Below are 26,515 nucleotides of genomic sequence, written 5' to 3'. Positions count from 1 at the left end.
CCAATGATGCCAGTGATGAGGTCAAGAGGACTACCATCACCGCCAATGCCACCGATACCACCAATGATGCCAGTGATTAGATCAAGAGGGTTACCATCACCACCACCGATACCGCCAATGATGCCAGTGATCAGATCAAGTGGACTACCATCGCCGCCAATGCCACCGATACCGCCAATGATGCCAGTGATTAGATCAAGCGGGCTTCCGCCATCACCACCGCCAATAATACCTGTGATACCGCCAATGACATTTGTGATTGGGTTAAGCAAGCCGCCACCGACATTTGGATCACCAATAATACCACCAGCAATTCCTGTGATCGTGCCGACAATGCCAGTACCACCATTGCCATCACCAGCAATTATGCCAACGATATTTGAGACTGGGCTAAGTATGTCTCCTTCACTGAGGCTATTCAGATCTAATACGGAGATTGCATTACCTGAGAAGTTAATCGGAATCGTGATTGGTGCAACGATACTTGCATCATCTCCGTTGCCATTACCGATACCATAGTTATGTTCACCATTGCCCGCACCAATACCATTGAGCAAGCCACCTAATAGGCCAGCACCTGTGCCGAAGCCATTTCCCGCACCATTGCTATTGTTGGTTGTGTCGTTATCTTCAACATGGTTGTTGGTTGTGGTGGATGAGTTGTTGTTTGAGTTCGATGTCGCAGTGCCAAAGACGGAGATTGCATTGCCTGAGAAGTTAATTGGAATTGCTACTGGCATGACAACACTGGCATCGTCGCCATTTCCGTTACCGATACCGTAGTTATGTTCGCCATTACCTGAACCAACACCATTGAGCAAGCCACCTAAACCTAGGAAACCGCCACCCGAGCCGCCACCTGTACCATTACCACCGCCATTACTGTTGTCAGTTGTGTCGTTGTCTTGAACATAGTTGTTGGTTGTAGTTGATGAGTTGTTGGTTGAGTTGGAGGTTGCATTGCCGAAAATTGAGAAGGCATTACCGTTAGCACTAATAGGTACTGTGATTGGTGCGACAATACTTGCATCATCAGCAATACCATTACCGATACCGTAGTTATGTTCGCCATTTCCAGCGGCAATACCGTTGCCTATGCCGCCACCGGTACCATTGCCTGATCCATTCCCACCATTATTCCTATTGTTGGTTGTGTCGTTGTCTTGGAAAAAGTTACTGGTTGTGGTTGATGAGTCATTGGTTGAGTTGGAGGTTGCATTGCCAAAGATTGAGAAAGCATTACCATTGGCACTGATTGGGGTAGTGATTGGCATAACGACAGCAGCATCATCAGCAATACCATTCCCAATACCATAGTTGTGTTCACCATTACCTGCACCAATACCATTGAGCAAGCCACCTAGGCCATTGCCAGATGAACCACCGACACCACTGCCACTGTTGCTGTTGTCGATACTGTCATTGTCTTGGAAATAATTTGAGGTTGTGGTTGATGAGTTGTTGACGGAGTTAGAGGTTGCATCACCAAAGATTGAAAAGGCGTTACCGTTGGCACTGATTGAAGTGGTAATCGGTGCGACCACAGCAGCATCATTGGCAATTCCATTCCCAATGCCATAGTTTTTGTCACCATTCCCAGCTGCAGCGCCATTGCCCCAGCCACCAATACCGTTACCTGCACTACCATCACCGACTAGACCAGTACTACTATTACTATTGTTGGTGCTGTCGTTGTCTTCAAAATGGTTAATTGCTGTTGTAGATGAGTCATTGACAGAGTTAGAAGTTGAGTTCCCGAAGATAGAGAAGGAGTTGCCTAAAGCGTTCACTGGGCTTGTAATCGGCATAACTACACTCGCATCGTCACCATTTCCATTGCCGATACCATAGTTTTGTTCGCCATTACCTGAGCCTACGCCATTGAGTAAGCCACCGCCAATACCATTGCCAGCAGCGCCACCTACACCTGCACCATTGTTGCTATTGTCAATACTGTCGTTGTCTTCGATATAATTGACCGTGGTGGTTGAGCCATTATTGACTGAGTTATTGGTCGAGTCACCAAAGACTGCAAAGGAGTTGCCTAGACCGTTGATTGGCATCGTGATCGGTGCAACCACACTCGCATCATCACCATTTCCATTGCCAATACCATAGTTATGTTCGCCATTACCCGCACTGACACCATTCAATAAGCCACCACCGATACCGTTGCCAGCACTGCCAGTACCACTATTGCTGTTGTCTGTGCTGTCATTATCAAAGACAAAATTTGAAGTGGTTGTTGAGGCATCATTGGTTGAAGCATTATGCGAGTTGCCAAAGAATGAGAAGTCGTTGCCTAGACCATTGAGCGGGGTAGTGATTGGCATCACAATACCTACATCATCGCCATTTCCGTTACCGATACCGTAATTTTGCTCACCATTGCCTGATGCTGGACCATTACCCCAGCCACCAATACCATTGCCTGCATTACCTGTGCCGCTATTGCTATTGTTAACCGTATCATTGTCTTCAACAATATTGGTGGTGTTGGTCGATGCAATATTGGTTGAGGTGTTAGTGGGTTGATCTGGATCTGAACTGCCGAACCAAGAAACATTATTTCCCATTACATTGACAGGCGTAACGATCGGCGAAGTCCAATCGGCATCTGTACCATTGCCGTTACCAATGCCGTAGTTTTTGTCACCATTACCTGCACTGACACCATTCAGCAATCCACCAATACCATTGCCAGTTGCACCATCTACACCTGTGCCATTATTGCTATTATTGGTGGTATCGTTGTCTTGGACGTGATTGAGCGTGTTGGTTGGTGCTGTATTTGTCGATGAAACACCGCCGCCGCCAGTACCACCAAATGAGTTGCCGAGAACATTAAATGGTGCCGTAACAGGTGTGGTTATACCCACATCGTCACCATTACCATTCCCAATACCGTAGTTTTGTTCGCCATTACCTGAGGCTGGTCCATTGCCCCAACCACCAATACCATTGCCCGTACTACCATCTGCACCAATACCATTGTTGCTATTATTGGTGGTGTCATTGTCTTGAACGATATTTGAAGTTGTGGTTGGTGCTGTATTGACAGAGTTGACTTCACCGCCGCCAATTCCTGCAAATGAGTTGCCTAGCACTTGGAATGGTGTTGTCCATGGTGCAACCACACTGGCATCATCGCCGTTACCATTACCGATCCCATAGTTATGTTCGCCATTTCCAGCTGATACACCATTTAACAATCCACCAGCATTACCATTACCTGCTGCGCCAACGCCATTGTTACTGTTGTTGGTGGTATCGTTGTCTTCAATGACATTGGAGGTTGTGGTTGGTGCAGTATTCACTGAATTTACGTCACCACCACCGATGCCTGCGACTGAGTTACCCAAAGCTTGAAATGGAGCAGTGACTGGCATGGTGATATCAGCATCATCGCCGTTACCATTACCGATCCCATAATTTTGTTCACCGTTACCCGCACCAATCCCATTTAACCAGCCGCCGCCATTACCATTACCTGCAGTACCAGTTCCATTGTTATTGTTGTTGGTGGTGTCATTGTCTTGAATATGAGTGGATGAAGTGGTTGGAGCAGTATTGATTGAATTCACGTCACCGCCGCCAATCCCTGCGATTGAGTTACCCACAGCTTGAACAGGCGTTGTCCAAGGCACAGTGACATTTACATCATCACCGTTACCATTACCAATCCCATAATTATGCTCACCATTACCCGCCGCCACACCGTTGAGTAGGCCGCCGCCATTTCCGTTACCCGCAGCACCAACACCACTGTTACTATTGTTGGTGGTATCGTTATCTTCAATTACTGTGGTTGAGCTAGTTGGGGTGGTATTGATTGAGTTAACATCTCCGCCACCAATAGCAGCGAAAGAGTTGCCTAAAGCTTCAAATGGCACAGTGACAGGCGTGGTGACATTGACGTCATCTCCGTTGCCATTACCGATGCCGTAGTTGTGTTCGCCATTGCCTGAACCAATACCATTTAAGAAACCACCGTTACTGCCATTGCCCGCAGAGATGCCTAAACTACTATTATCTGTGGTGTCGTTATCTTCAATATGAACTGAAGAAGAGGTGGTTGAAGTATTGACTGAGGTGACAGGTGAGGCTTCACCAAGCCAAGAATAAGAATTACCAAGTGAGTGAAATGCTGTTGTAAATGGATAAGTGAAGTTCAGGCCATCACCGTTACCCACACCGATACCATAGTTCTGGTCGCCATTACCTGCTGCAATGCCATTGAATAGACCATCATCAACTTGAGTGCCACTATTACTGTTGTTTGTTGTGGTACTTTCCTCGACATGAACTTGTTTTATTGTCGAGACTGTGTTGACAGAAGAAGATGAACCTTGGCTGTTGCTACTCCCCAGCGAGAGTATATTTGTAATGGGTGATAAAATATTTTTAAATAACATGTCGGTATACCTATATATAATTATTGAAGTTTTGTTTTATTTACCTTAATAATTATGTGACTCCTGTCTCATAATCCATGTAATAGTATTTATTGGTTTGCATTACTATGTCAATATTGTTATATGTATCATATTTTTAACGGCAATAAATTGAATATAAATCAATAAGCTGGCTTTTGAAAAGCTATTTTTTATTAGAATTTCTACATATATTCTGTTAAGCAGCTCATATTATTTATAAAAAATATATAATATGAATTAAAGATCGTTAATGAATGAGTGGTTAGTCAATTTAAACTTAATAATAAGAGTAAAATTAGATCGCTTGTTAAAAAATATTCTAAATAATATTTAATTTAATTATAAAGTTAAGATGGTGCAGGTTAAGGTTTCTATTATTTTTGAAGCGGTGGTTATGTATGAAAAGAGCAATCTATAGCCAGTTGATCATGATCGAGTGAAAAAGAGCTTATCAATTGAGAAAAAATACGTATAATGCCCAACATCAAATATGCGCTCATAGCTCAGCTGGATAGAGCACTTGGCTACGAACTAAGGGGTCGGGAGTTCGAATCTCTCTGAGCGCACCAATTTGAAAAAAGAAACCGCTTAAATGCGGTTTTTTTGTGTCTATTGCTTTTAGAGTTTGGTTCGTATTTTTTGTACAAACACGGTATTCCCACCAACGGCAGGTAACGTATCGTGATAAGGAAGGCTGCGCATCGCTCTTAATAAAAATGGTGCTTTTTCATCAATTTTCATAGCGGTCGTCATTTTAAATAAAGATCCTTGATTCACTGTATTTATCTGCATTCGCCCTTTGATATAGCGTAAATCTCCGCCATTGGCATGAAAGTTATTTTCGGTGGTCTGTGGGTAGTTAAACTGCAATTTAAAAGCAAATGGAATGTTAATTACACCTAAACCAACATTGACCTGAATATCGGCATCCTGACTTTGGTTTTGAATAGGTGTAGTGCTCACTTTTTTAATTTGACGTGGAAATAACTCCTTATAAGTCACTGGGGCAAGCCATTTTTGTAGTTGTTGAGGCGATTGCTTGTAGAACTGGTAGGTTGTGGTAAAGCGCATTGACTCCCGACCATGTGTATAAGCGATTGTAGTTGGGGAATGTAGAAAACTTACAGGTTGTTGAGCAGCTTGACTCAGTTGTGCAATTTTAACTAATTGGGCAGGTGTGAGTTGTGGAGAGGGTGTCTGACCTGCAGGAAGCGCGATAGGTGTGAGTGTGTTAAAACGTGTTCTTAATGATTCTAAGATAAAAGCGCTGCCGCTGCTGGGAATGCCAAGCTTCACTTCGGGAATCGCAGCTAGAATTTTTTTAACTAAAAAACCTTGAGGCTGATTTAGGTCACCCCATTGGGTTAGTGTGATTAATGTTCGATTTTCATCCAAAGCAAACCATTCAAATTTACCCACACCATAGGGAATAGGGGCATCAATCACCAAAGTTGAAATACTATTTTCAGTCAATTGGTGTTGCATGATGATATTTTCATTAAAGTTTAAAACAGGGATGGGGGTTGGTATCGAAACACGATATTTCATCTGTGTGATATTGCCAGATTGAGCTAATGTTTTCGCAGATTTCAGTGTGGGGAAAAGATCAACATATTGATTAAAGTCGGTCAGTGTTTTTTCAACCTGTTGTGCATTCACAGGAACAATCATCGCAGCTGTCGTAAAGTTTGCGGTTGGCTGAGGATTATTCTTTAGGGTCGGAACTGAGGTTTTTACGGCTGGGTGTCCGTAGATAAAAATATCATTTTGCGTATAACTTGCCAGAGTTTTTGGTTGATTTTGAAATGGTTGTATAGCACTCGGAATATTATCTGACCATGTAACAAGCTGTGCGAAGCTATACTGTATTGAACAATATAGAAAAATTGTAAATAGAGTGATAAAACGAGACATCACATTCCTTTGATTTTCTTTTGGTGATTCCAACTACAACAATTTATAACTTTTTTCTGCTAAGGAAATAGCCCTATTATGTAAAACGAGTCTGAATGATGAAAAACTGGTGTAATATCTATGCCTGTCTATGATCACCCGAATTGAAGTGTTATATGTCTGAACAGCGTCCAACCATATCCGCACGTTTTTATCTTAATCTGGAAGAATCTCAAGATGGCTTTGCTTTAGTCACTTTTGGCAAAAAACCGATTACACGTTTTCTAACCCCCGCAATTAGCATCGCAATTATCCTTTGGGGAATTTATTTGGGGTTCACCGGAGTTGGTCGTTACTATGTGGCACTCGGTGTTTTCTTCTTGATCATGCAAGCGATCATGCGCTTTTGGTTATTGCCGCTGTTGTTTAAACGTCAATTTGTGCGCTATCAATTTGGGAAAAGTGAACAAGGTATTGACCTATATCAAGACTACTTTGAGTTATATGCTGCAGGAAAGAAACAAAAAGCACAATATAGTGAAGTTCAATCTTTCGTAATTGGCAAATTGACTTATATGCTGGAACTTAAAAACCAAACAGTCGTGATCGTACCCAAACGTGTTTTTACTAATCCAGCAGATCAAAATAAATTTGAAAATAGCTTTAAAAAATAGTTGTAAAAATAAATAACGGTTCAAAACAACAAGGAGTTTTCATGAGTACACAGCCTTCAAAAATTGTTTGTGTGGGTAGAAATTATGCTGAGCACGCGAAAGAGTTGGGGAATGCTGTCCCAGATCGTCCGATTTTATTTATGAAACCACCAAGTAGCCTTGCTACGTTAGCACAAGGTGTCGCTTGGAATCAGGCCTTAGGCGAGTGTCATTATGAATGTGAAATTTGTTTGCAAATTGCACATCCTTTATCTCAAGAAACCGATAAGAACAAAGCATTAGAAGCAATTGGTGCGATTACGTTAGGTTTGGATTTAACTTTGCGTGATTTGCAAAGTGAATTGAAAGACAAAGGACAGCCTTGGGAGCGAGCAAAAGCGTTCGATGGTGCTTGTATATTGGCAGATTGGGTTGAAGCAGATGAAATCGGTGATTTACAAGAATTAGAATTGGTTTTAATGATCAATGGCGAACAGCGTCAGCATGGTTTTAGCCGGGATATGTTGTTTGATATCGGAGCGCTATTGGTCGAAATTAATCAGTCATTTAGTTTACAAGCAGGTGATGTGATTATGACCGGTACGCCAGCTGGAGTAGGTGCTTTAAATCCAAATGATCAACTTACGATGAAATTAATTACTCAGTCTGGGGAATATGATTGGGATACCTTTGTTAAAGCATAAGAATGAGTGATATGGCGCTGGTATCTAGGTATCAGCGTTTTTTTATGGGAAAAGAAATGAGAAAAATAGAATGAAAATAGGGCTATACCTGACACTGTTTTTGATCACCAGTTTCGTTCATGCGAAGCAGTTGGCGTTGAGTTTCGATGATGGGGTAAATCCTGATTTAAATGTTCAAGCCTTAACAATTAATCAGCATATTTTAGAGCAACTTCATCAACATCGAATCAAAAGTATTATTTACCCGAGTGTAATCAAGATTGGTGATTATGCAGGTGTACAATTGGTTGCTGAATGGGGGAAACAAGGTCATCAAATTGGTAACCATAGTGAGTTTCATCTTAACTTAAATAAAGACAGCATCAGTAGCCAACAATACATTGATGGAATTCGACGAGCAGAACAAGTATTTCAACCGTTACAGGGCTGGGTTGCAAGATATCGTTATCCTTTTTTGAAAGAAGGCAATACCCAAGAAAAAAGAGATGCAGTTGTTGGGTATCTTAAACAGCATGACTATCAGTCGGGTGCAGTGAGTATTGATGCCAGTGATTGGTTTTATAACCAAAAATACTTGTCTTATCAAAAGCATCATCAGAGTGATCAGCTTGAGAAATTAAAGCAAGCATACATTTATCATTTGCTAGATCGAGCCGATTATTATGATCAGCTTGCAATAGATACAATTGGTTATTCACCAAAACATGTACTGTTATTACATGTAAATGCCATTAATGCGGCTTTTTTGGATGACGTGGTTCTTGCATTTCAACAACAGGGTTGGCAGTGGATTGACAGTGAGAAAGCTTATACCGATCCACTGTATCAACTATCGTCAACGGTTTTGCCAGCTGGAGAAAGCATCATTTGGTCCTTGGCCAAACAGCAAGGACATGCAGACTTGCGTTATCCGGCTGAAGATGCACCTTATGAGCAGGAAAATTTAAAACGGTATGGCTTATTGTAGAGAACTGCCTTGATACAATTTCCGAAATTGATCTGGGGTAAAGTGCATCCAACGTTTAAACATATAAATAAAGGCGGAAGAACTCGCATAACCTAAATCTAATGCAATATTTTCAATGGTTTTCCCTTGATTGAGCATCGACATCGCTTTCATCACCTTGAGACGTTGTCGCCATTCATGTAACGACATGCCAAGCTCTTTTTGACTATAACGAGCCAAGGTTCTTTCGGTCATGTTTATCATTTCCGCAAGCTGCTGCAGGGTACTATTATCCGCTGGATATGCATGTAAGTGGCTTAATATTTTTGATAAGGCAGGATGTTGTGTGGTGGGTAAATAACTTCCTACCAATTCAGCATGTGTGAGTGCATCTAGTAATACTTGTAGTAAGCGTAAATATTCTGGGTCCTGCTCTGAAAAAGGGTGTTTACGAATGTGCTCTAGCAACGCTGGAACCAATGGTGCAGTCAGTAAGATACCCGCTTGTTGTGGCATGTTTTGGCACAGGTTTTCGTGTACATACAAAATGCAATGCGTGACCTCATGACGGTTGATCCCACTATGTTGTAAATGAGGAGGTAGCCAAATCCCATAAGGTGGGGGTGTAAGATAATGAATCTGGTCAATACTGACCTCCAGTACCCCATCAAAAGTATAAATAAACTCTCCCCATGCATGCGCATGTTTAGGATAAAAGGTTTCAGCGGGTGCATCGCGAATACGTAGCCACAATGATGCTGGAATATCATCACAGGCGGGTAGCTCCTGAAAATCTTGGATGCGATGTGCTGACTTTTTCATAATATGAGAATTGCCTGAAAATATGCATGCATTGTCTAAATCTCACTATATCATCAAAATAAGACAGCTTTATATTGGCTTTCTAATTATAAAATTGGGAGCTGGCAATGGATGAGCGTAAAACATTAGATGCACGAGCATCTGGTCTTATGATCGGACTCTGCATGATTTGGGGATTACAACAAGTCATTCTAAAAATGGCAGCTCCAGATATTTCTCCTCTTATGCAGATTGCACTGCGTTCGGGCTTAGCAGCAATTTTGTTATTGCCTTTATTGTATTTGGATAAAGCCGCTGAATTATTCAATCGCCAAAATCTTCAAGCGGGTGCTTTGGTTGCCTTTTTATTCTCTTTAGAATTCTTTTTGTTGGCGCAAGCATTACAATGGACCTCGGCTTCACATGCAGTGGTATTGCTATATACAGCACCAATTTTCGTGGCGTTGGGTTTACATTGGAAGTTACCCGCTGAACGTTTAAGTTGGTTGCAATGGTGTGGTATTGCTCTAGCTTTTATCGGCATAGTGGTGACATTTATCCGAGAGCAATCAGGGACAGCTTCTGCGATTGAGCAACAAATGCTTTGGGGAGATTTGTTGGCATTGGCTGCTGGTATTGCTTGGGCAGCAACCACAATTACCGTACGCTTATCCTCATTGGCACAAGCTGCGGTGACACAGACTTTATTCTATCAATTGGCAGGTAGCTTTATTTTATTGTTCGGCTTGGCTGTGTTTTTGGGGCAGGCAAGTATTCATTTTACCCCATTGGTAATTGGTAGTTTGGCATTCCATACCCTCGTGGTGTCTTTTGCGAGTTTTTTAGCTTGGTTTTGGTTGCTTAGAAATTATTTAGCTTCGCGCTTAGGCGTATTCTCTTTTTTAACCCCATTGTTTGGGATCATTTTCGGAGTATGGTTGCTCGATGAGAGAATTGAACCAAACTTCATTCTCGGTTCAATTCTGGTGTTAGCAGGGATTGTGGTGGTGAGTTTACAAGGTTGGTTAAGGAAATAAAAAAGACCTCAATACGAGGTCTTCTTGCTACTTCTGCTCAAAAATAGTGGATAACGGAATAGAAAGTTTAGCTGCTAAATAATCATTGCTTTCAATCAAGGCGGGTCCGATTTTTTCCATCCACTCATCATCTGCATGAACATTAGCAACATCATCTCGTAGTGGTAGTGGATATGGGAGTGCGGTGAAGAAACTCCAAAAATCAACCTGTGCTAAATTACGAACCAAGACATACTCATCATTGTCTGTACGTTTAATCAGATTTTGTGCTTCTAATTGCAGAATATATGAAGGTAAACGCCCCAGCTCACCGCGACCTACGATATCAAGTAGCTCATGCTCACTTACACTATTTCCAACTTGTTGCTTCTTATAAAATAGCTCTAAGATATCTAATAACATCATGATTGGATGACGCTTTTGTTCCTTACCTGAATGAAATGCGGTCAGTGCATAGCTGATTTCCACACCGAGTAAAATAATATTCCACGACAAGAAAATCCAAAGCAGAAAAATAGGAACCGCAGCAAAAGCACCATAAACGATTTCATAGCTGGTGAAGTTACTCATAATCCAGCCAAAGAGGCGTTTTAAGACTTCAAATACTGTTGCACTAAAACATGCTGCGATCATGGCTGAGTACATGGGAACATTGCGATTCGGTATGGTCCAATACAAAATGAAAAAACCAATAATGGTTAATAAAAATGAAATTAACCATAAAAGAAAAGCGCCGTTTAGCTGATAACCTGCGAAGTTATTGCTTAAGATATTCATTGAGGCAACTGTAGAGGAGAGTACGAATGCGCTCCCTAATAAAATCGGACCCAAAGAAATAATGGTCCAATAGCGCATAAAACCGACCAAGCCTGTACGCGTTTCTTTGACACGCCAAATACGATTAAAAACATTCTCAATCGATGACAGCATTAATACCGTTGTGACAAATAGAAACAAGATACCAATAATAGTTAGGTTGCTCGATTTATCAGTAAAGGCACTTAAGGCTTTATCAAAGGCAATGGTGCTTTTAGGTAAAAAATTGCTATAAATCAATTGCTGTAGCTGCTGCCTAGCAGGCTCTAAAGCTTTAATCGAAGAAATAATCACCAAAAACACAGTCAGCATTGGGACGACAGCAAATAAGGTGGTATAGGTCAAGGATCCTGCTTGTTCTCGACAGCGATCAGCCTCAAAACGGCGCAATACAAAGACAATAAATTGAAACCATGTTTTTTCTAAAAAATTCAGTTTTTTTAGATAACGGTTTAAGATCATGGAGATATCCTAGTTATTTTTAATCAAGATCTTGGTGAGTGCACAAGATCAACAACAGCTAAAAAAGGTAAAAATGTCGTATAGTGTTCTTAACTTAGCAAAATTATGAAAAGTGATGCAACCTTACGTTCTTGTACTTTATTACAGCAAATATGGTTCTACTCGGCAAATGGCTCATTTAATTGCGGATGGAATCGAGTCAGCAGGGGTGAATGCTCGGATTCGAACAGTACCGAATCTTGCAACTGTTGTAACAGAGGCACAACCGAGTATACCGGCAGATGGCGATATATATTGTAGCTTAGATGATCTGGCTCATTGTTCTGGTTTAGCTTTGGGTTCACCCACTCGATTTGGCAATATGGCCAGTGAGATGAAATATTTCTGGGACCAGACTACCAGTTTATGGCTCAATGGTGCTTTGCATAATAAACCTGCTTGTGTTTTTACCTCTTCGGGTTCAATGCACGGTGGGCAAGAAAGTACATTATTGACGATGTTACCACCGCTATTTCACCATGGCATGATGATTTTAGGTCTTCCTAACTCTATTCCTGCACTATCGAATACTAAAACTGGGGGGACACCTTATGGTGCGAGTCATGTTAGTGGACCGCGTCATGATCAGAGTTTAAGTCAGGATGAAAAAATATTGTGTGAAGCTCAAGGTAAACGTTTAGGTGAACTGGTTAAAAAGCTCATTTGAATTAACAATGGGAGCCAAAGCTCCCATTGTTTTGTTTATTTTTTCAATTGCCAATCATAGATGTTTTTACGATAAGCATACCAAATCATCCAAAGACCAATAATAATCATTGGGAAGCTTAGAATTTGTCCTTTGGTCATCCAGCCAAATAAGATGAATCCTTGATCTGCATCGGGTTGACGGAAGAATTCCATAAAGAAACGTGCTACGCCATATCCAACTAAGAATACTGCTGAAACGGCCATACGTGGTCGAGGTTTAGAGCTAAACCACCATAAAATGATGAAGAGTAATAAACCTTCACACAATGCTTGATAGATTTGTGATGGATGGCGTACCAGCCCCAAAGGGTCTGTTGGGAAAATCATACCAAATGGATAACTTGGGTCTTGAACTTGACGACCATACAGTTCACCACCAATGAAATTACCAATACGACCAAACATTAAACCTGTCGGTACACAAGGTGCGATAAAATCCAGTGTTTGAAACCATGTTTTTTGGTATTTCTTGCACCAAAATAACATGGCAATCATTACACCAAGAAAACCACCATGAAAACTCATGCCGCCTGTCCAAACTTGGAATAGCCATAGTGGATTTTCTAAGAATTTTCCAAATTCGTAAAACAGGACGTACCCCACACGACCACCAAGTACAACACCTAGCGCACCGTAAAAAACGAGATCTGAAACCATGTCTCCTGTCCAGCCATCACGCTGCTTAGCGCGATAAGAGGCAAGTCCCCATGCACATAAAAACGCCAATAAATACATGAGTCCATACCAATGCACTTGTACTGGTCCCAAGCTCAGTGCAACTGGGTCTATATTTGGATAGGTCAGCATTGCTGTTCCTCAATTTAGAATTTGAAATTAAGTTTTGAACAGATTGTAGCGGAATGATGTGAAAAATGTTGTACATTCAATGTGTAAAGATGTGAGAACAAAATCAATGTGTATTGTCGCTTTTGCATGGCATGTTCTTGAAGACATGCCACTTTGCTTAATTTCAAATCGAGATGAATTTTATCATCGTCCTAGCGCGCGCTTACATGCTTGGGAAAATAGCAGCATTATTGCTGGGCAAGATTTACAGTCAGGCGGGACATGGATGGGGATAACAGCATCTGGGCGCTGGGCGATTGTAACTAACTTTCGTAATGGTCGAGATAAAAATCAATATCAAACCTCAAGAGGTCATTTGATACAGACCTTTTTAGAAAGCGACTTAACTCCGATTCGTTTTGCGCAGCAGTTAGAATTAAAACAACAAGAATACGCGGGTTTTAACTTATTTGTAGGTGATCGAGAGCAAGCCGTTTATATGAGTAATCGCGGCGAAGCACCACAAGTTCTTGCCAATGGTGTTTATGTTGTTTCGAATGGTTTAATGTCTGAAGATTGGGAAAAAACCAAACATTTACGTAAACGCTTTACTCAAGAGTTTTTACCGATGTTACAACAGCCGAATATGACTGAAGCTGCACTGCATTCTACAGTTTGGGATATTTTGGAGGATGAGCGTAAGGTGATACCCGATTTGCTCCCCGATACGGGGATTAATGCTGAAATGGAGGCTTTATTGTCTTCGACATTTATTCAAAGTCCAATCTACGGAACACGATGTTCTAACTTTTTGCGTATGCGTCAGCAGCAATGGCTATGGACAGAGAAAGCACAACAAGGTGAGCAACAGGGGGAGATTGTGGAGCAAAAAATCAGTTTGTTGAAATAAAAAACCACGCTATCCGAAAATAGCATGGCTTGAATCTACTTTTAAAACTAAGCAGTTTTACCCAACAATTACACCGCCATCTTTACGAGTGATCACCACTGTTGCAGAGCGTGGACGGGCCGTAGTGTTATTCGGGTCAGTTTGAGTTGCAGGCCAGTTACTAGTTGGTGCTGCATAACTTTTAGCATCTTCACCTGGGTGCTGAACGTTGATGAAGATAGCTTTGTAATCAGGGGTCATCGTTACACCTGTGATCTCACATTCTTTTGGACCTGTGAGGAAACGACGAAGATTTTCATCATTCACTTTTGCCCCAACGATGGTTTCAGTCCCATTTGATGTTGTTGCCTTGCTACCATCGTTCAGTTGACCCGGTAGTGCTGCCAGCATCATACAGTTCGTAACATCCGTATATGCACCATCGTCAGTTTGAATCCACAATACACCGCGTGGGTCAAACCACATACCATCTGGTGATGAGAAATCATTGCTATCAGTTAAACCAGAAAGGTTAATGTTTGATGCCATGGCTGCTTCTGCACCAAATAAGTAGATATCCCATTTGAAGCTTTCAGCTGTGGTTTTATCCTCAGCTTCACGGAAGCGAATGATGTGGCCATTCACATTACCTTTTTGTACTTTTTGATTGTTATATAGATCTTCATAATTTCGCGGATTCGCTGCGTCAGTCGGATAGCTTGAACCACGATTCGAGTTATTGGTGAGAGTCACATAGACTTCACCATTAACAGGATTGACTGCACACCATTCAGGGCGGTCCATTTTAGTTGCACCAACAGAATCTGCCGCCAAGCGTGCGAAAGTTACGACATCTGCTTGTGATTTAAATGGATAGACAGGATTACTTTCTGTTAAGCCATTCTTACCATAGCTTAACTCTAACCACTGACCTGTACCATCAGCATTGAATTTAGCAACATAGAATTTACCGCTGTTCATATATTTATCACCAGCGCGGTAACCACCGTTGATATCTTTTGGATCCCACTTAGCATCGGATACAAATTTATAGATATACTCACCGCGTGAGTCATCACCCATATAAAAAGCTAGGTTCTGACCTTCAATGACGCGGCTAGTACGACAGTCTTCATGAGCAAAACGTCCAAGAGCAGTACGTTTTACAGGTGCTTGGCGGCTATCAAATGGATCGATTTCGACCATCCAACCAAAAGTATTTGGTGCATTGCGGTAATCTTGTCCTGCATTAGCTGCTTTTACATCAGCATTCCAACGATCATAAAGATCTTGGGATTCAACTTGACCTTGTGCAGTTTCCCAACCATAGCGTGAATTTGTATTTAAATATTGAATTCGCCCTTGTTCATCTAAGTTTGGTATTTTATTTTTTTGAGCATCTAAGATATAAATAATTTCGCCTTTTTCATTCTTCTTTGGCGTCCCATCTGGATTTTTTTCATATTGATAATCAATAGATAGACCTAAACCATAGCGTTTGAGCGCAATCTCTTCTGTTGCAGTACGTTGGTATTTATCAGTCCCTGAACGTTGGAAGTAACCAATGAAGTTTTCTTCAGTAGTGAGGTAAGTTCCCCATGGCGTGTAGCCATTACCACAGTTGTTATGTGTACCACGGGTTTGTACACCCGATGGTGAGAACTTAGTCGCAAGTAATGCATTACCCGCAGCAGGACCAGCAAACTCCATTAGAGTCGAACCAGTAATACGACGGTTATAAACTGAGTTTTTGACCAGTTCAACTTTTTGAGTTTTGGTGTCTTTCTTTACATGAATGATCGAGACGCCGTGAGCATTTACCTCACGGATTACTTCATCTTCTGGGCGGCGACCATCAACTTTGCTTGGTCCTTTAGGATGCAAGAATGTTGGATTGATATATTCATGATTTAGAACCAACAAACCATCATTTGACTGCTGTTCATCATAACGACCTGTTGCAGTATTTAGACCAAAATAACTCATGCCGTCATGACAGTCGCCTGAACGGAATTGGAAACTTGGACCTGATGGAATATTGTTGTCATCCCATTCTGCGTATGTTGGATTGATTGAGTCCCCTAAAGCATACAGAACATGTGCTTCATAACCTTCAGGTACAGTCACGATATCGTTTAGATTTTTAGGCACTGTAGTGAAGTTTAATTTTTCAGGTTTCTTATTTGGGTCAATAGGAGGGTTGGTTCCGCCGTTATTATTATTCGATTTATTATCGTTGTCATTGCAGCCAGTTAAAGTTGATGCCAAAGTCAGTGCGACAGCACCGCTTGCAGTTTTAGTGATGAGGCTACGGCGGTTAATATGTTGTTCTAAAATGTCACGGAAATGAACATTTGTAGACGTGTTATTGTCCAGTTCTTGGTCTTCATGATATGGCGTCAGCTGTGTCATGGAATCATCCTAAGTTTATATGTGCGATAAAAAATTTCCCGCCTTTAACTTAGTTTTTAATTCTGACGCTGCCTTGACAGTTATGTGACAAATACATTAAAAATCAATAAATAATAAAACGTTTAGTCAAAAAAAACAGGTGCTAGACCTGTCCTAAAATTGGATCATTTAAGTCTAAGCTGTTGCTTTTGATTTTTCTAGAACTTTGCCTAATAAGAGACCAAGTTCAAACAATAACCACATTGGAACGGCGAGCATAATCATTGAAATAGCGTCAGGTGGGGTAACAAACATCGAAATGAAAAAACATCCCACGATAATAAATCGTCTTTTTTCAACTAAACTTTGCGTGCTGACAACACCGATTAAGATCAGTAACAAGGTAACGACTGGAATCTCAAAGGTCAGACCGAAGACTAAGAAAAGTTTTAAGCAGAACGCCAAATAACTATTAATATCGGTCATTGGTGCCACTGTTTCGGGTGAGACACTGATGAAAAAATGTAAAATTGAAGGTAAAGCAATAAAATAAGCAAATGCAATACCCAAATAAAACAAGCAAATACTACTCACTAAGATCGGGAGAGCTAAAGATTTCTCTTTTTCATATAGGGCAGGTTTGGCGAAAGACCAAATCTGATAAATGATAAAGGGCATAACCAGCATTAATGCCACGAAGAAATTTAGCTTAAAAGGTGCCATAAATGTTGCTGTAACATCCGTTGCAATCATGGATGAACTTACAGGCAACTGAGCTCGTAATGGCTCAGACAGGATTTGATAAGTACGATTGGCAAAGGGCAATAAACAGAAAAAAAGTAATAGAATAGCAGCAACGATTTTAAATAAATGCTGTCGCAGAATCATCAAATGCTTGGTGATTGGCATTTCCTCAAGCTTAACGTCTTGTTCTTGCTCACCCAAAGAAGACTGAGGGAGTTGAGAGCTAGAGGGTGAACTCATACTGCTACCTTTAATTCTGGAACCGAAGTTATTTTTTCTAATGATGAAGCTGATACCGATGCATGCAATAGGGCAATTTTCGGAAGGTAAATCACAGGCAATGGGTGAAGAATAAAGTGGTAGATCACCTGAATCTGACATTTTTGCGTAGCAGCTTTTTGAGGATCTTCTTGAAGCGAGACCTTTTGCTGCTCAAATGCTGTCATTTGCGCCTGCATTTTTTGTTCAAGCTCAGCAATGCGTTGCATTTCTTGCTGCATTTGCTCTCGTAGTTCGGACAGACGTAATTCACGATCTATGTCATTTTGAACATTGCTAACCGTACGTTTAATTTTTGCGTACCATTTCCCAACGAATCGGGCAGCTTCAGGTAACTTATCAGGCCCTAATACAAGTAAGGCGATAATGCCGAACGCTAGGAGTTCGGACATTCCCAAATTCAGCATAATGGTGCTCGCTTAGCTTTTTATTGAGCTTTCAGAATTTTTTACTTGAGCATCGATGGTACGTGGTTCATTTAGAGAAGCTGTGGTTTCGTCTTCATCTTTCATCGACTTTTTGAAATCTTTAACGGCACCACCAACATCTTTACCCAGATTTTTTAGTTTTGATGTACCGAATAGTAAAATAACCACGATTGCAAAAATGAGCACGTGCCAAATAGATAAACCAGCCATAACCGTTTCCTCTTAAAATTTAGCTCTATCTCAACAGGTTGGCGTGACAAAGATGTGACATTTATATTGCAATTTTAAGACAATGAGGATGGTAGATGGTTTTGCAAAAGGGATAGAAACCTGAATAGATGATTCAGGTTTCTATAAATATTAACTTAGACTTGCTTTAAAAAGTTGCATCGCTTGACCACGATGGCTGATTTTATTTTTATCTGTTTTGCTTAATTCGGCACTGGATAGATTAAGTTCTGGCAACCAAAATAGTGGATCGTAACCAAAACCATTTTCACCACGCGCAGCTGCTAAAATCTCACCTTTCCATATGCCTTGGAAAATCTGCGGCAGAGGGTCTTCTGCATGTGTCACAAGTGCAAGTACGCACACGAACATACCTTCTATGCTTTCGCTATTTTTGCGGAAGGGAATGAGATCAGCCAAAAGCTTTTCATTGTTCGCTGTATCATTGCCATGTTCACCGGCATATCGTGCAGAATAGATCCCAGGTGCACCACCTAAAATTGGGACGCATAGACCTGAGTCATCCGCAATCGCTGGTTTTCCTGAAAGTTTAGATGCATGGCGCGCTTTGATAATCGCATTTTCAACAAAACTTAGACCATCTTCGATGGCATCTTCAATATCCAGTTTACCTTGAGGAATGATTTCGACAGGTAGATCGAGTTGTTGAAATAGGTGCTCAAATTCTGCGATTTTACCTTTGTTGTTGCTCGCAAGTACAAGCTTGCCTTGTGTTAGCCATGAAGGAGTAGACATATAAATTTTGTATTACAGAAGAATAGACAAATTATAAGGGAGATTCCGAAGAGGTGATATAGATATATTTAGAGATAAGGATTTTCACTTTCCCATGGTTTACTTGAGAAAATAATATTGCCATCTTCAACACAAAGTACCCAAGTATATAAAAATTCTTCACCTAAACCACGGCATTCGATATTGGCATTAGGAAATAGTGAAATAATCTGTTCAACTAATTGGAAACAATAAATAGGATCAACATTGATACTTGATTTGCCATCAGTAAATGCTGTAATTAAATCGTGATAGGTATCTTCATGTATAGCGTCCTGAGCGAGCATTTTAAAAATATTTTGTTTTTGAGTTGAAAGATCAATCTCATCGAATTGAGTGTATCTGATTTGTAGTTCTGTATAGAAGCTCATATCTATTCTATTGATTATATAAATTATAAAACCGATTCAACATTTTATTTAATCTGCTAAATCGGTTTTATATCATTGAAAATATTTTAGACTGGCTTTTATTGTGCTTGAATCCATTTATCAGCACGGTCGCGTGCAGTGCGGATTTGCTCTTGAGTTAAGTTTGCAGCCAAAGCGGTTTTCTTACCTTCTGACAAGCTAATCACTTTAGTATCAAGCATGCCATCACGTGTTGAAAGCTCATACCATTGATAAGCGCCAATATAGTTTTTCTTTTGTTCTTCCATCACAGCAAGATTAAAGCTGGCACGGTTATCACCATTACTTGCCGCTTTTTCAAAATACTTGCGCGCTAATACTTCATCTTTTTTGGTGCCAATGCCATCGGCATACATACGACCAACATTGAGCTGTGCAGCGGAAATACCTTTGTCAGCAGCAGCTTTAAATAAAGCAAACGCTTGTTTCTCATCTTTTGCAACGTCCTTACCATGTTGGTAACGAGTTGCTAAATAAAACTGTGCCCCAGCCTGACCTGCTTTTGCAGCGTTTTGCAATTCACCAATACTCATCACTGAATATCGTGCTGCTTGTGCAGCAACGGATTGCGGTTGAGCAACATAGTCTGCATGCGCTTGTATGCTGATCAGACCAAATAAAAATGTGCTGATTAATGTCTTTTTCATAGAGCGCTCACTCGATAAATTGCGACTTCACCAAATAGGTTCGGCATATGCTTACTGAGCAAACTACCTTGTTGGTCACCATTAACGGCAAGTCGATTAATAATTTTAATCCGATTCTCAGCACATAAGGCTTCAAAGTCACGGAATGTACATAAATGAATATTCGGAGTGTTATACCACATATAAGGTAAAGCCTCCGAAACAGGCATTTTCCCTTTTAATGCAAGAAAAGAACGAGTCTTCCAATATGCAAAATTTGGAAAAGTAATAATTGCTTGCTTACCAACACGCACCATATCACGAAGTAATACATCAGGTGCATCTACAGCTTGCAAAGCTTGTGCCATCACCACAGAGTCAAAAGATTGATCGGCAAAGCGGCTTAAACCTAAGTTTAAGTCCTGTTGGATAATATTTAACCCCCGACTGATGGCAATTGCAATCTTTTCTTGATCAATTTCTAAGCCATAAGCACGAATATTGTGCTGTTTGCTCATATGAGCCAATAATTCGCCATCGCCACAACCTAAGTCTAGCACGCTAGAATTTGGATTAATCCATTTTTCGGCGAGTCGTTGATCTATACGCATTAGTTCAGCTCCTGCGATGTCGATTGCAACTGTTGTTCTCCACCTAAAAATGCACGTAAGGATTTTACATACAGCGGAATTGGGAACAAGAAAGAGTCATGGCCCTGTTCAGCATCAATTTCCAAGTAACTCACAGGTTTATGATTATCAATCAAAGCATCAACCAATTCCTGTGAACGGCTTGGACTAAAACGCCAGTCTGTGGTGAATGAAATTACCAAAAATTGACATTTCGGTTGACTCATTGCTTTGGTCAATGAATGCTCATACTCACGAGAGGGGTCAAAATAATCCAAAGCCTTGGTCATAATCAAGTAAGTATTTGCATCAAAATTACGGCTAAATTGTTCACCTTGGTAACGCAAATAGCTTTCAACTTGGAACTCAACATCAAAACCATACATAAACTTGCCAGATTTTAGATCTCGTCCAAATTTTTGTTTCATGGCTTCTTCTGATAGGTAAGTGATATGACCAACCATTCGCGCCAAAATCAAGCCCCGTTTTGGATAGCTATCATTCTCTAAATAACGTCCATGATGAAAGTCTGGATCGGACAGAATAGATTGGCGTGCGACTTCATTGAACGCAATATTTTGAGCAGAAAGCTTTGGTGCACTCGCAATAATCGCACATTTCTTTAAACGATCTGGATAATCCAACGACCATTGCAAAGCTTGCATGCCTCCCAATGAACCGCCGATGACGGCGTACCATACATCAATACCAAGACGATCAGAAAGCATGGCTTGGGTCTTTACCCAGTCTCGTACAGTCACGAGAGGGAAGTCAGGGCCATAGGGACGATTTTCATTTTCAGGATTGGGTGAGATTGGTCCCGTAGAGCCACTACAACCACCGATATTATTCAGTGCAACTACGAAAAAGTGATTGGTATCAATTGCTTTGCCAGGACCGATACAACTGTCCCACCAACCTGCTTTTTTATCATCTTCATGATGATAACCTGCGGCATGATGGTGACCTGATAGGGCATGACAAATTAAGATGGCATTGGAATGATCTGCGTTGAGTGTTCCATAGGTTTCAACCATTAAATCAAAGCGAGGTAATACCCTCCCACACTCAAGTTCTAATGGTGCTTCAAATGAAAATTTTTGTGGTGTGACTAAACCCACTGAATCCGATGGAAAAGACACTGGAATCGTTCGTCCTATAAATCTTTTATCAATAATAAAAAGGATACCAACTCTGGTATCCTTTTTAAACGATTGTTTTTGTTAAACTGCAGCGGCAACCACTTGATCCGTTGTTAACACACCTTGTTCAATCAATCGGTTGGTACATGCAATAATGGCTTCGATTGATGACGTAACGATGTTGTCATGTACGCCTGCACCAAATGCGCTTTTGCCTGTGCCTTTCACTTGGAGTTCAATTAAAGCAAGGGCTTTGGCATTTGCACCAGAACTAATACTACGTTCTTCATAGTTCACAACATCGATTGGCAACTGTAAAGCGTTCAACATTGCAGAGATTGGGCCATTACCTTCACCACGTAAGCGTTGAATCTCACCTTCAATTTCAATGTCTAATTCAATGATTTGTGTGCCATTGATATCAGACAACTGATAGTGTTTAGTTTGATAATGGTGGTTTTTGATATCCACATAAGTCTTTTCGAACAATGTCCAAATCTCATGCGCACTGATTTCTGTACCATTTTCATCAGTATGTTGCTGAACGATCTGACTAAACTCAATCTGAACACGACGTGGTAAGGCAACGTTGTAATTTGATTCTAATAAATATGCAATACCGCCTTTACCTGATTGGCTATTCACACGAATTACCGCATCGTAGTCACGACCCAAGTCTTTCGGATCGATTGGCAAGTAAGGCATATCCCAGATTTCTTCATTTTTCTGGAATTCAAAGCCTTTTTTAATTGCATCTTGGTGCGAGCCAGAGAATGCTGTGAAGACTAAATCACCTGCGTATGGATGACGAGGATGAACAGGCAAGCCTGTACATTCTTCAACTGTAGCGATGATTTCATTGATGTTCGAGAAATCTAAATTCGGTGCAACACCTTGGGTATACATGTTCAAAGCGATGGCTGCAACGTCAACGTTACCTGTACGCTCACCATTTCCAAACACACAACCTTCAACGCGGTCAGCACCAGCCATAATCGCCAATTCAGATGCTGCAATACCACAACCACGGTCATTATGGCAGTGAACAGAAATGATCACACCATCACGACGCGCCAAGTTGCGATGCATCCATTCGATTTGATCGGCATAGACATTTGGCGTTGACACTTCGACAGTTGCAGGTAAGTTCAAAATCACTTTATTGGTTGGCGATGCTTCCCAAATTTCTGTGACTGCATCACATACATCCTTGGCAACTTCTAATTCTGTTGCAGTGAAACATTCCGGACTGTATTGAAATACCCATTCAGTTTCAGGATATTGTGCTGCATATTCTTTGACTTTATTGGCTGCATTGATGGCAAGTTGTTTCGCACCATTGACATCGACATTCAAGACTTTTTGACGGAATGTTGGTGAGTTTGAATTATAGATATGCACGATTGCACGCTTTGCGCCCACTAAGGATTCAAATGTACGTTCAATCAAATGATCACGTGCTTGCACTAAAACTTCAATGTAGACATCTTCTGGGATCAAATCTTCTTCGATCAATTTGCGAGCAAAGTCAAAGTCGATTTGGGATGCAGATGGAAAGCCAATTTCAATATGTTTAAAACCAATTTTTACCAACATATGGAACATTTTTAATTTTTGTTCCATATTCATCGGTTCAAAAATCGCTTGGTTACCGTCACGAAGATCGGTACTCATCCAAATTGGCGCTTGGTTAATTTCATTATTTGGCCATTGACGGTCTGGTAAATCCACACGTTGATACATACGGCGGTATTTTTTACTTGGATCTGCCAACATTTTGCTAACTCCTTGTCATAGCAGGGGTTGCAAACTCAGCGTAAATGCAACGTGCTACTTTATATATGGTGTCTATTCGAAATAATTTAAAGAGAATCTGTGTCGAGTACCTAAAAATTTAGGTCAAAAAAGTTATATGCGCGCGAGGCGCAGCATCAGGAGAGCAGCGAGATGTTTTTTATGAGACGGATGGATAAAGCCGCGATTTGTTTTCATCATCTACCATTCAACGCAGTTATTAGGTTGTGTTGCTATATTAATCACGTAATAGAAAACAGTCTAGGTGAAAATACAGGCAACTGCAAAGGTCTATCTAAACCTATAAAGCATTTTAATTTGTATGAACAAGAAATAATTTCCTATTTTTGCGCTAAATAGAAAAATAATGAAAATATTTACCGAGATATTGGCTAATCTCGGTAAATAAAATCTTGGTTAATCTCATTTACGCTCGCTGTTCCCATCAGTGCCATGGTAATTTCTAATTCTTCTTTTAAAATTTAAAACCCTTTTGAGGGAGTTGGAGTTTTTGAACTCATCCAAATCCCCAAAAAGGGTTTTATCCGAAGCTGAATCTTTACAACGTGACTGAATTAGAAATCATAAGATATAGATAACCAATAGTTACGACCTGATAGGTAGGTGCCTGACATACTTGAGCTGATTTGCATGTAGTCATAATAAGAGGCAGGATTACCCTGAGCATCTATATATGAACCATTACTGCTAAAGTCTTTGTCGAGTAAGTTGTTGACAGAACCATTAAAACGTAATTGATCATTAACGCTGTAACTAGCACCTAAGTTGAATAAATTATAGCCTTTTAGTTTGTTATTGGTTGCATTGTAAATAATAGCGGCATCACCGGTAGTTTGTTCAGTATCGTAACGCTTACGATCTGACTTGTATTCATGCTGCAACCATAAATCAAATGCATCATTGATATGCCAAGTTGAGGTCATATTAAAGGCATTCTTGGGTACGTTACTTAGGTATGAACCTTTGTTTTTACCCTTGGTAATTTCTGATTCCATGTAAGTATATGCTGCTTTAATGTCCCATTCTGGAATAATGCTATATTTGAGACTAAGTTCAATACCTTTGGTTTCTGCTTCATCCGCATTGATTTTTTGGTTAAAGCTATTTTGGGTAATATGTGAACCATAACTCACACAACCTGGTTGATTTGGATTTGTTGCAGAAGAACAATTTAATAATTCTGGCCCATCTGTAATCAGGTTCTTAATCTTATTAAAGAACGCTGTAGTGGTAAGGTCTAAATTGCCATTGTTATAATTAAACCCAAGCTCATAGTTGGTTGATTCTTCTGGTTTTAAGTTTGGGGACCCCACATTAAAAGAGGTTCCTTGTCCAGTGATACTGATAATACCATTGTGAAGGTCTTTGGCTGAAGGTGCTTTGTAGCCTGTGCTGACACCACCTTTTAGCGTCAAGTTGTCATTTGCGTTCCAGACTAGGTAAGCACGTGGGCTAAATTGACCACCGAATCCAGAGTGATCTTCATAACGACCACCAAGAGTGAAACCGAGATTTTCGAGAATACGCCATTCATCTTCAGCATAGACAGAGAAAGAGTCTTTTTTGAACGTAGAACCAAAGCCAGCTATGTCATCTGCAATTTTAGCCTCTTTATATTCAGCACCGACAGTTAACTTATGATCAGCAATAGGTAAAACTACATGCGAGTCGGCAACAAAATCAGTATTCTTTAATGTACGATCCTGACCTGCTGAGGCATTTCCTGGGAAAGTATTATGCGGTATAGTGCGCCCAATCGTTTCAGTTTTGGTTTGACTAACATAGGAGGTCCATTGACCAAAACTATAGTCACCGTCATGACCTAAAGCAATCTGATCACGTTTAAACTCTAATTTATCTTTATAGCCTGTAGCGCCCAGTTCCGTTGCACCTCTTGGTACGGTCGTCCAATCTTGTGTACCTAAACGGCTATCATCGTTTTTATAAGTTTGATTTGAGTGAAAGCCATCTATCCAAAAACTATTTTGATCATTCAATTTAAATGATAATTTTCCACCGATATCATAGATATCTGCTTCGCTTGGGCGAGGATCACGACCTGACGTGCCTGGAACACGTTCCGACTTTTGACGATCTAAATAAGAACCACGTAGTTGTACGCCAAGTTTATCCTGAATAATAGGACCATTTACGACTAAGCTGGTTTTCCATGAATCGGCTTCACCGCCATGTTCCATCACATTGCCACTTACAGTGACATTACCATTCCATTCATTGCTAATCTTTTTGGTAATAATGTTAATCACACCACCCATTGCTTCAGAGCCATAGCGTGTAGCCATTGGTCCTCGAATCACTTCAATGCGTTCAATAGAAACCAACGGTGGTAAAAAACCATTAGCGGATTCACCAAAACCATTTGGTGTCACGTCTGAAGAGGTGGTTTGGCGACGACCATCAATCAGAATTAGACTGTATTCATTTCCTAAGCCCCGCATTTTAATATTTAAGCCAGAGGTCTTGCCGATACCATCACGGATATCGATACCAGGAATATCAGTAAGTAGATCCGCAATGCTGGTCGCATTTTTCTTTTCAATATCTTCTTTTGTTACAACACTAATAGAAGCAGGCGCATTTTTAATGTCTTGCTCGTAACCTGCAGCAGATACCACAATGGTTGAGAGCTGATGGGTGGTTGGCTCATTGTTATTGGCATATACAGTACTCGATGCAAGCGCGAGCAAAGCGGCGGAGAGAGGATGAGGATTAAACCTTGCCATAATTAAAAATATCCCTAAACAAAAATAAAAGTCACGAGAATGTGGGTGGTATATAGATGTGTTAATGATAATGATAAAACTTATCATTAACAACAAAAAGAAACATTGTTTTAA

22 protein-coding genes and 1 tRNA gene are annotated in these 26,515 nt (G+C 40.6%); 7 read left to right on the top strand and 16 right to left on the bottom strand.

Going from position 1 to position 26,515, the window contains the following annotated elements:
- Nucleotides 1-4,415: beta strand repeat-containing protein (locus F927_RS14370; RefSeq protein ID WP_005086799.1), on the bottom strand; the 4,415-nt coding region annotated here is incomplete at its 3' end.
- A gap of 513 nt (nt 4,416-4,928) precedes the next feature.
- Here F927_RS14370 and F927_RS14365 point away from each other — a divergent pair.
- Nucleotides 4,929-5,005, top strand: a tRNA-Arg gene (locus tag F927_RS14365).
- 49 nt (nt 5,006-5,054) lie between these two features.
- Here the strand turns inward: F927_RS14365 and F927_RS14360 are convergent.
- Entirely contained in the window at nt 5,055-6,350 is a 1,296-nt protein-coding gene (locus F927_RS14360; protein WP_005086797.1) for a hypothetical protein, read from the bottom strand.
- Nucleotides 6,351-6,505: 155 nt separating this feature from the next.
- Between F927_RS14360 and F927_RS14355 the strand changes: the two genes are divergently transcribed.
- The 3 genes from F927_RS14355 to F927_RS14345 all read left to right on the top strand — a co-directional run bounded on the left by F927_RS14355 (nt 6,506) and on the right by F927_RS14345 (nt 8,653).
- Nucleotides 6,506-7,003 (top strand): YcxB family protein, encoded by a 498-nt coding sequence (locus tag F927_RS14355; protein ID WP_004640980.1) that lies wholly within the window; start codon nt 6,506-6,508, stop codon nt 7,001-7,003.
- A gap of 8 nt (nt 7,004-7,011) precedes the next feature.
- Nucleotides 7,012-7,686 (top strand): fumarylacetoacetate hydrolase family protein, encoded by a 675-nt coding sequence (locus tag F927_RS14350; RefSeq protein ID WP_265586662.1) that lies wholly within the window; start codon nt 7,012-7,014, stop codon nt 7,684-7,686.
- A 70-nt stretch (nt 7,687-7,756) separates the two neighbouring features.
- A complete protein-coding gene (locus tag F927_RS14345; protein WP_005086792.1) occupies nt 7,757-8,653 on the top strand; it encodes a polysaccharide deacetylase family protein in 897 nt (298 codons plus the stop codon).
- Here the strand turns inward: F927_RS14345 and F927_RS14340 are convergent.
- A complete protein-coding gene (locus tag F927_RS14340) occupies nt 8,645-9,454 on the bottom strand; it encodes an AraC family transcriptional regulator (protein WP_005086790.1) in 810 nt (269 codons plus the stop codon). The genes F927_RS14345 and F927_RS14340 overlap by 9 nt on opposite strands.
- Before the next feature lie 107 nt (nt 9,455-9,561).
- On the opposite strand from F927_RS14340, the gene F927_RS14335 reads away from it, so the two are divergent.
- The gene (locus F927_RS14335; RefSeq protein WP_005086788.1) at nt 9,562-10,470 is read left to right on the top strand and encodes a DMT family transporter; all 909 of its coding nucleotides are present in this window, start codon (nt 9,562-9,564) and stop codon (nt 10,468-10,470) included.
- Nucleotides 10,471-10,497: 27 nt separating this feature from the next.
- On the opposite strand, the gene F927_RS14330 is transcribed toward F927_RS14335, so the two are convergent.
- A complete protein-coding gene (locus F927_RS14330) occupies nt 10,498-11,748 on the bottom strand; it encodes a YihY family inner membrane protein (protein ID WP_005086786.1) in 1,251 nt (416 codons plus the stop codon).
- Nucleotides 11,749-11,863: 115 nt separating this feature from the next.
- Here F927_RS14330 and wrbA point away from each other — a divergent pair, with 115 nt between their 5' ends.
- Nucleotides 11,864-12,454: an NAD(P)H:quinone oxidoreductase gene (gene wrbA, locus F927_RS14325; protein WP_004640966.1), complete on the top strand. Its 591-nt coding sequence runs from the start codon at nt 11,864-11,866 to the stop codon at nt 12,452-12,454.
- Between the two features lie 35 nt (nt 12,455-12,489).
- Here wrbA and lgt read toward each other — a convergent pair whose 3' ends face one another.
- Nucleotides 12,490-13,302, bottom strand: a complete 813-nt coding sequence (gene lgt, locus F927_RS14320) for a prolipoprotein diacylglyceryl transferase (RefSeq protein WP_004640964.1) — start codon at nt 13,300-13,302, stop codon at nt 12,490-12,492.
- Between the two features lie 106 nt (nt 13,303-13,408).
- Here lgt and F927_RS14315 point away from each other — a divergent pair, with 106 nt between their 5' ends.
- Nucleotides 13,409-14,191 carry an NRDE family protein gene (locus F927_RS14315; RefSeq protein ID WP_005086785.1) on the top strand — a complete coding sequence of 261 codons (783 nt, stop codon included), beginning with the start codon at nt 13,409-13,411 and terminating at the stop codon, nt 14,189-14,191.
- Between the two features lie 57 nt (nt 14,192-14,248).
- On the opposite strand, the gene F927_RS14310 is transcribed toward F927_RS14315, so the two are convergent.
- From F927_RS14310 to F927_RS14260, 11 genes are all read right to left on the bottom strand, one after another.
- Nucleotides 14,249-16,582 (bottom strand): PhoX family protein, encoded by a 2,334-nt coding sequence (locus F927_RS14310; protein ID WP_005086784.1) that lies wholly within the window; start codon nt 16,580-16,582, stop codon nt 14,249-14,251.
- A 174-nt stretch (nt 16,583-16,756) separates the two neighbouring features.
- On the bottom strand, nt 16,757-17,470 hold the full coding sequence (tatC, locus tag F927_RS14305) for a twin-arginine translocase subunit TatC (RefSeq protein WP_370736364.1): 714 nt from the start codon (nt 17,468-17,470) through the stop codon (nt 16,757-16,759).
- A gap of 71 nt (nt 17,471-17,541) precedes the next feature.
- Nucleotides 17,542-17,991, bottom strand: a complete 450-nt coding sequence (gene tatB, locus F927_RS14300; protein ID WP_005086779.1) for a Sec-independent protein translocase protein TatB — start codon at nt 17,989-17,991, stop codon at nt 17,542-17,544.
- Between the two features lie 12 nt (nt 17,992-18,003).
- Entirely contained in the window at nt 18,004-18,222 is a 219-nt protein-coding gene (gene tatA, locus F927_RS14295) for a Sec-independent protein translocase subunit TatA (RefSeq protein ID WP_005086778.1), read from the bottom strand.
- Nucleotides 18,223-18,372: 150 nt separating this feature from the next.
- Nucleotides 18,373-18,996: an RdgB/HAM1 family non-canonical purine NTP pyrophosphatase gene (rdgB, locus tag F927_RS14290; protein WP_005086777.1), complete on the bottom strand. Its 624-nt coding sequence runs from the start codon at nt 18,994-18,996 to the stop codon at nt 18,373-18,375.
- 68 nt (nt 18,997-19,064) lie between these two features.
- Nucleotides 19,065-19,406 (bottom strand): hypothetical protein, encoded by a 342-nt coding sequence (locus tag F927_RS14285; RefSeq protein WP_005086776.1) that lies wholly within the window; start codon nt 19,404-19,406, stop codon nt 19,065-19,067.
- A gap of 98 nt (nt 19,407-19,504) precedes the next feature.
- A complete protein-coding gene (locus tag F927_RS14280; protein WP_005086775.1) occupies nt 19,505-20,092 on the bottom strand; it encodes a tetratricopeptide repeat protein in 588 nt (195 codons plus the stop codon).
- The gene (gene metW / locus F927_RS14275; RefSeq protein ID WP_005086774.1) at nt 20,089-20,682 is read right to left on the bottom strand and encodes a methionine biosynthesis protein MetW; all 594 of its coding nucleotides are present in this window, start codon (nt 20,680-20,682) and stop codon (nt 20,089-20,091) included. Before metW ends, F927_RS14280 begins: the two co-directional genes overlap by 4 nt.
- The gene (gene metX, locus F927_RS14270; RefSeq protein WP_005086773.1) at nt 20,682-21,842 is read right to left on the bottom strand and encodes a homoserine O-succinyltransferase MetX; all 1,161 of its coding nucleotides are present in this window, start codon (nt 21,840-21,842) and stop codon (nt 20,682-20,684) included. The genes metW and metX overlap by 1 nt, the downstream gene beginning before the upstream one ends.
- Nucleotides 21,843-21,923: 81 nt before the next feature.
- A complete protein-coding gene (gene leuA, locus F927_RS14265; RefSeq protein ID WP_005086764.1) occupies nt 21,924-23,618 on the bottom strand; it encodes a 2-isopropylmalate synthase in 1,695 nt (564 codons plus the stop codon).
- A gap of 593 nt (nt 23,619-24,211) precedes the next feature.
- Nucleotides 24,212-26,401, bottom strand: a complete 2,190-nt coding sequence (locus tag F927_RS14260) for a TonB-dependent receptor domain-containing protein (protein ID WP_005086763.1) — start codon at nt 26,399-26,401, stop codon at nt 24,212-24,214.
- Nucleotides 26,402-26,515 lie beyond the last annotated feature (114 nt).

It is taken from the genome of Acinetobacter haemolyticus CIP 64.3 = MTCC 9819, assembly GCF_000369065.1.
GTDB lineage: Bacteria > Pseudomonadota > Gammaproteobacteria > Pseudomonadales > Moraxellaceae > Acinetobacter > Acinetobacter haemolyticus.
This window is presented reverse-complemented; position numbering and strand designations above follow the sequence as displayed.

Coding starts and splice junctions, on each gene's coding strand:
- F927_RS14360 (WP_005086797.1), bottom strand. CDS start 6,350: ATGTCTCGTTTTATCACTCTATTTACAATTTTTCTATATTGTTCAATA.
- F927_RS14355 (WP_004640980.1), top strand. CDS start 6,506: ATGTCTGAACAGCGTCCAACCATATCCGCACGTTTTTATCTTAATCTG.
- F927_RS14345 (WP_005086792.1), top strand. CDS start 7,757: ATGAAAATAGGGCTATACCTGACACTGTTTTTGATCACCAGTTTCGTT.
- F927_RS14340 (WP_005086790.1), bottom strand. CDS start 9,454: ATGAAAAAGTCAGCACATCGCATCCAAGATTTTCAGGAGCTACCCGCC.
- F927_RS14335 (WP_005086788.1), top strand. CDS start 9,562: ATGGATGAGCGTAAAACATTAGATGCACGAGCATCTGGTCTTATGATC.
- F927_RS14330 (WP_005086786.1), bottom strand. CDS start 11,748: ATGATCTTAAACCGTTATCTAAAAAAACTGAATTTTTTAGAAAAAACA.
- wrbA (WP_004640966.1), top strand. CDS start 11,864: ATGCAACCTTACGTTCTTGTACTTTATTACAGCAAATATGGTTCTACT.
- lgt (WP_004640964.1), bottom strand. CDS start 13,302: ATGCTGACCTATCCAAATATAGACCCAGTTGCACTGAGCTTGGGACCA.
- F927_RS14315 (WP_005086785.1), top strand. CDS start 13,409: ATGTGTATTGTCGCTTTTGCATGGCATGTTCTTGAAGACATGCCACTT.
- F927_RS14310 (WP_005086784.1), bottom strand. CDS start 16,582: ATGACACAGCTGACGCCATATCATGAAGACCAAGAACTGGACAATAAC.
- tatC (WP_370736364.1), bottom strand. CDS start 17,470: ATGCCAATCACCAAGCATTTGATGATTCTGCGACAGCATTTATTTAAA.
- tatB (WP_005086779.1), bottom strand. CDS start 17,991: ATGCTGAATTTGGGAATGTCCGAACTCCTAGCGTTCGGCATTATCGCC.
- tatA (WP_005086778.1), bottom strand. CDS start 18,222: ATGGCTGGTTTATCTATTTGGCACGTGCTCATTTTTGCAATCGTGGTT.
- rdgB (WP_005086777.1), bottom strand. CDS start 18,996: ATGTCTACTCCTTCATGGCTAACACAAGGCAAGCTTGTACTTGCGAGC.
- F927_RS14285 (WP_005086776.1), bottom strand. CDS start 19,406: ATGAGCTTCTATACAGAACTACAAATCAGATACACTCAATTCGATGAG.
- F927_RS14280 (WP_005086775.1), bottom strand. CDS start 20,092: ATGAAAAAGACATTAATCAGCACATTTTTATTTGGTCTGATCAGCATA.
- metW (WP_005086774.1), bottom strand. CDS start 20,682: ATGCGTATAGATCAACGACTCGCCGAAAAATGGATTAATCCAAATTCT.
- leuA (WP_005086764.1), bottom strand. CDS start 23,618: ATGTTGGCAGATCCAAGTAAAAAATACCGCCGTATGTATCAACGTGTG.
- F927_RS14260 (WP_005086763.1), bottom strand. CDS start 26,401: ATGGCAAGGTTTAATCCTCATCCTCTCTCCGCCGCTTTGCTCGCGCTT.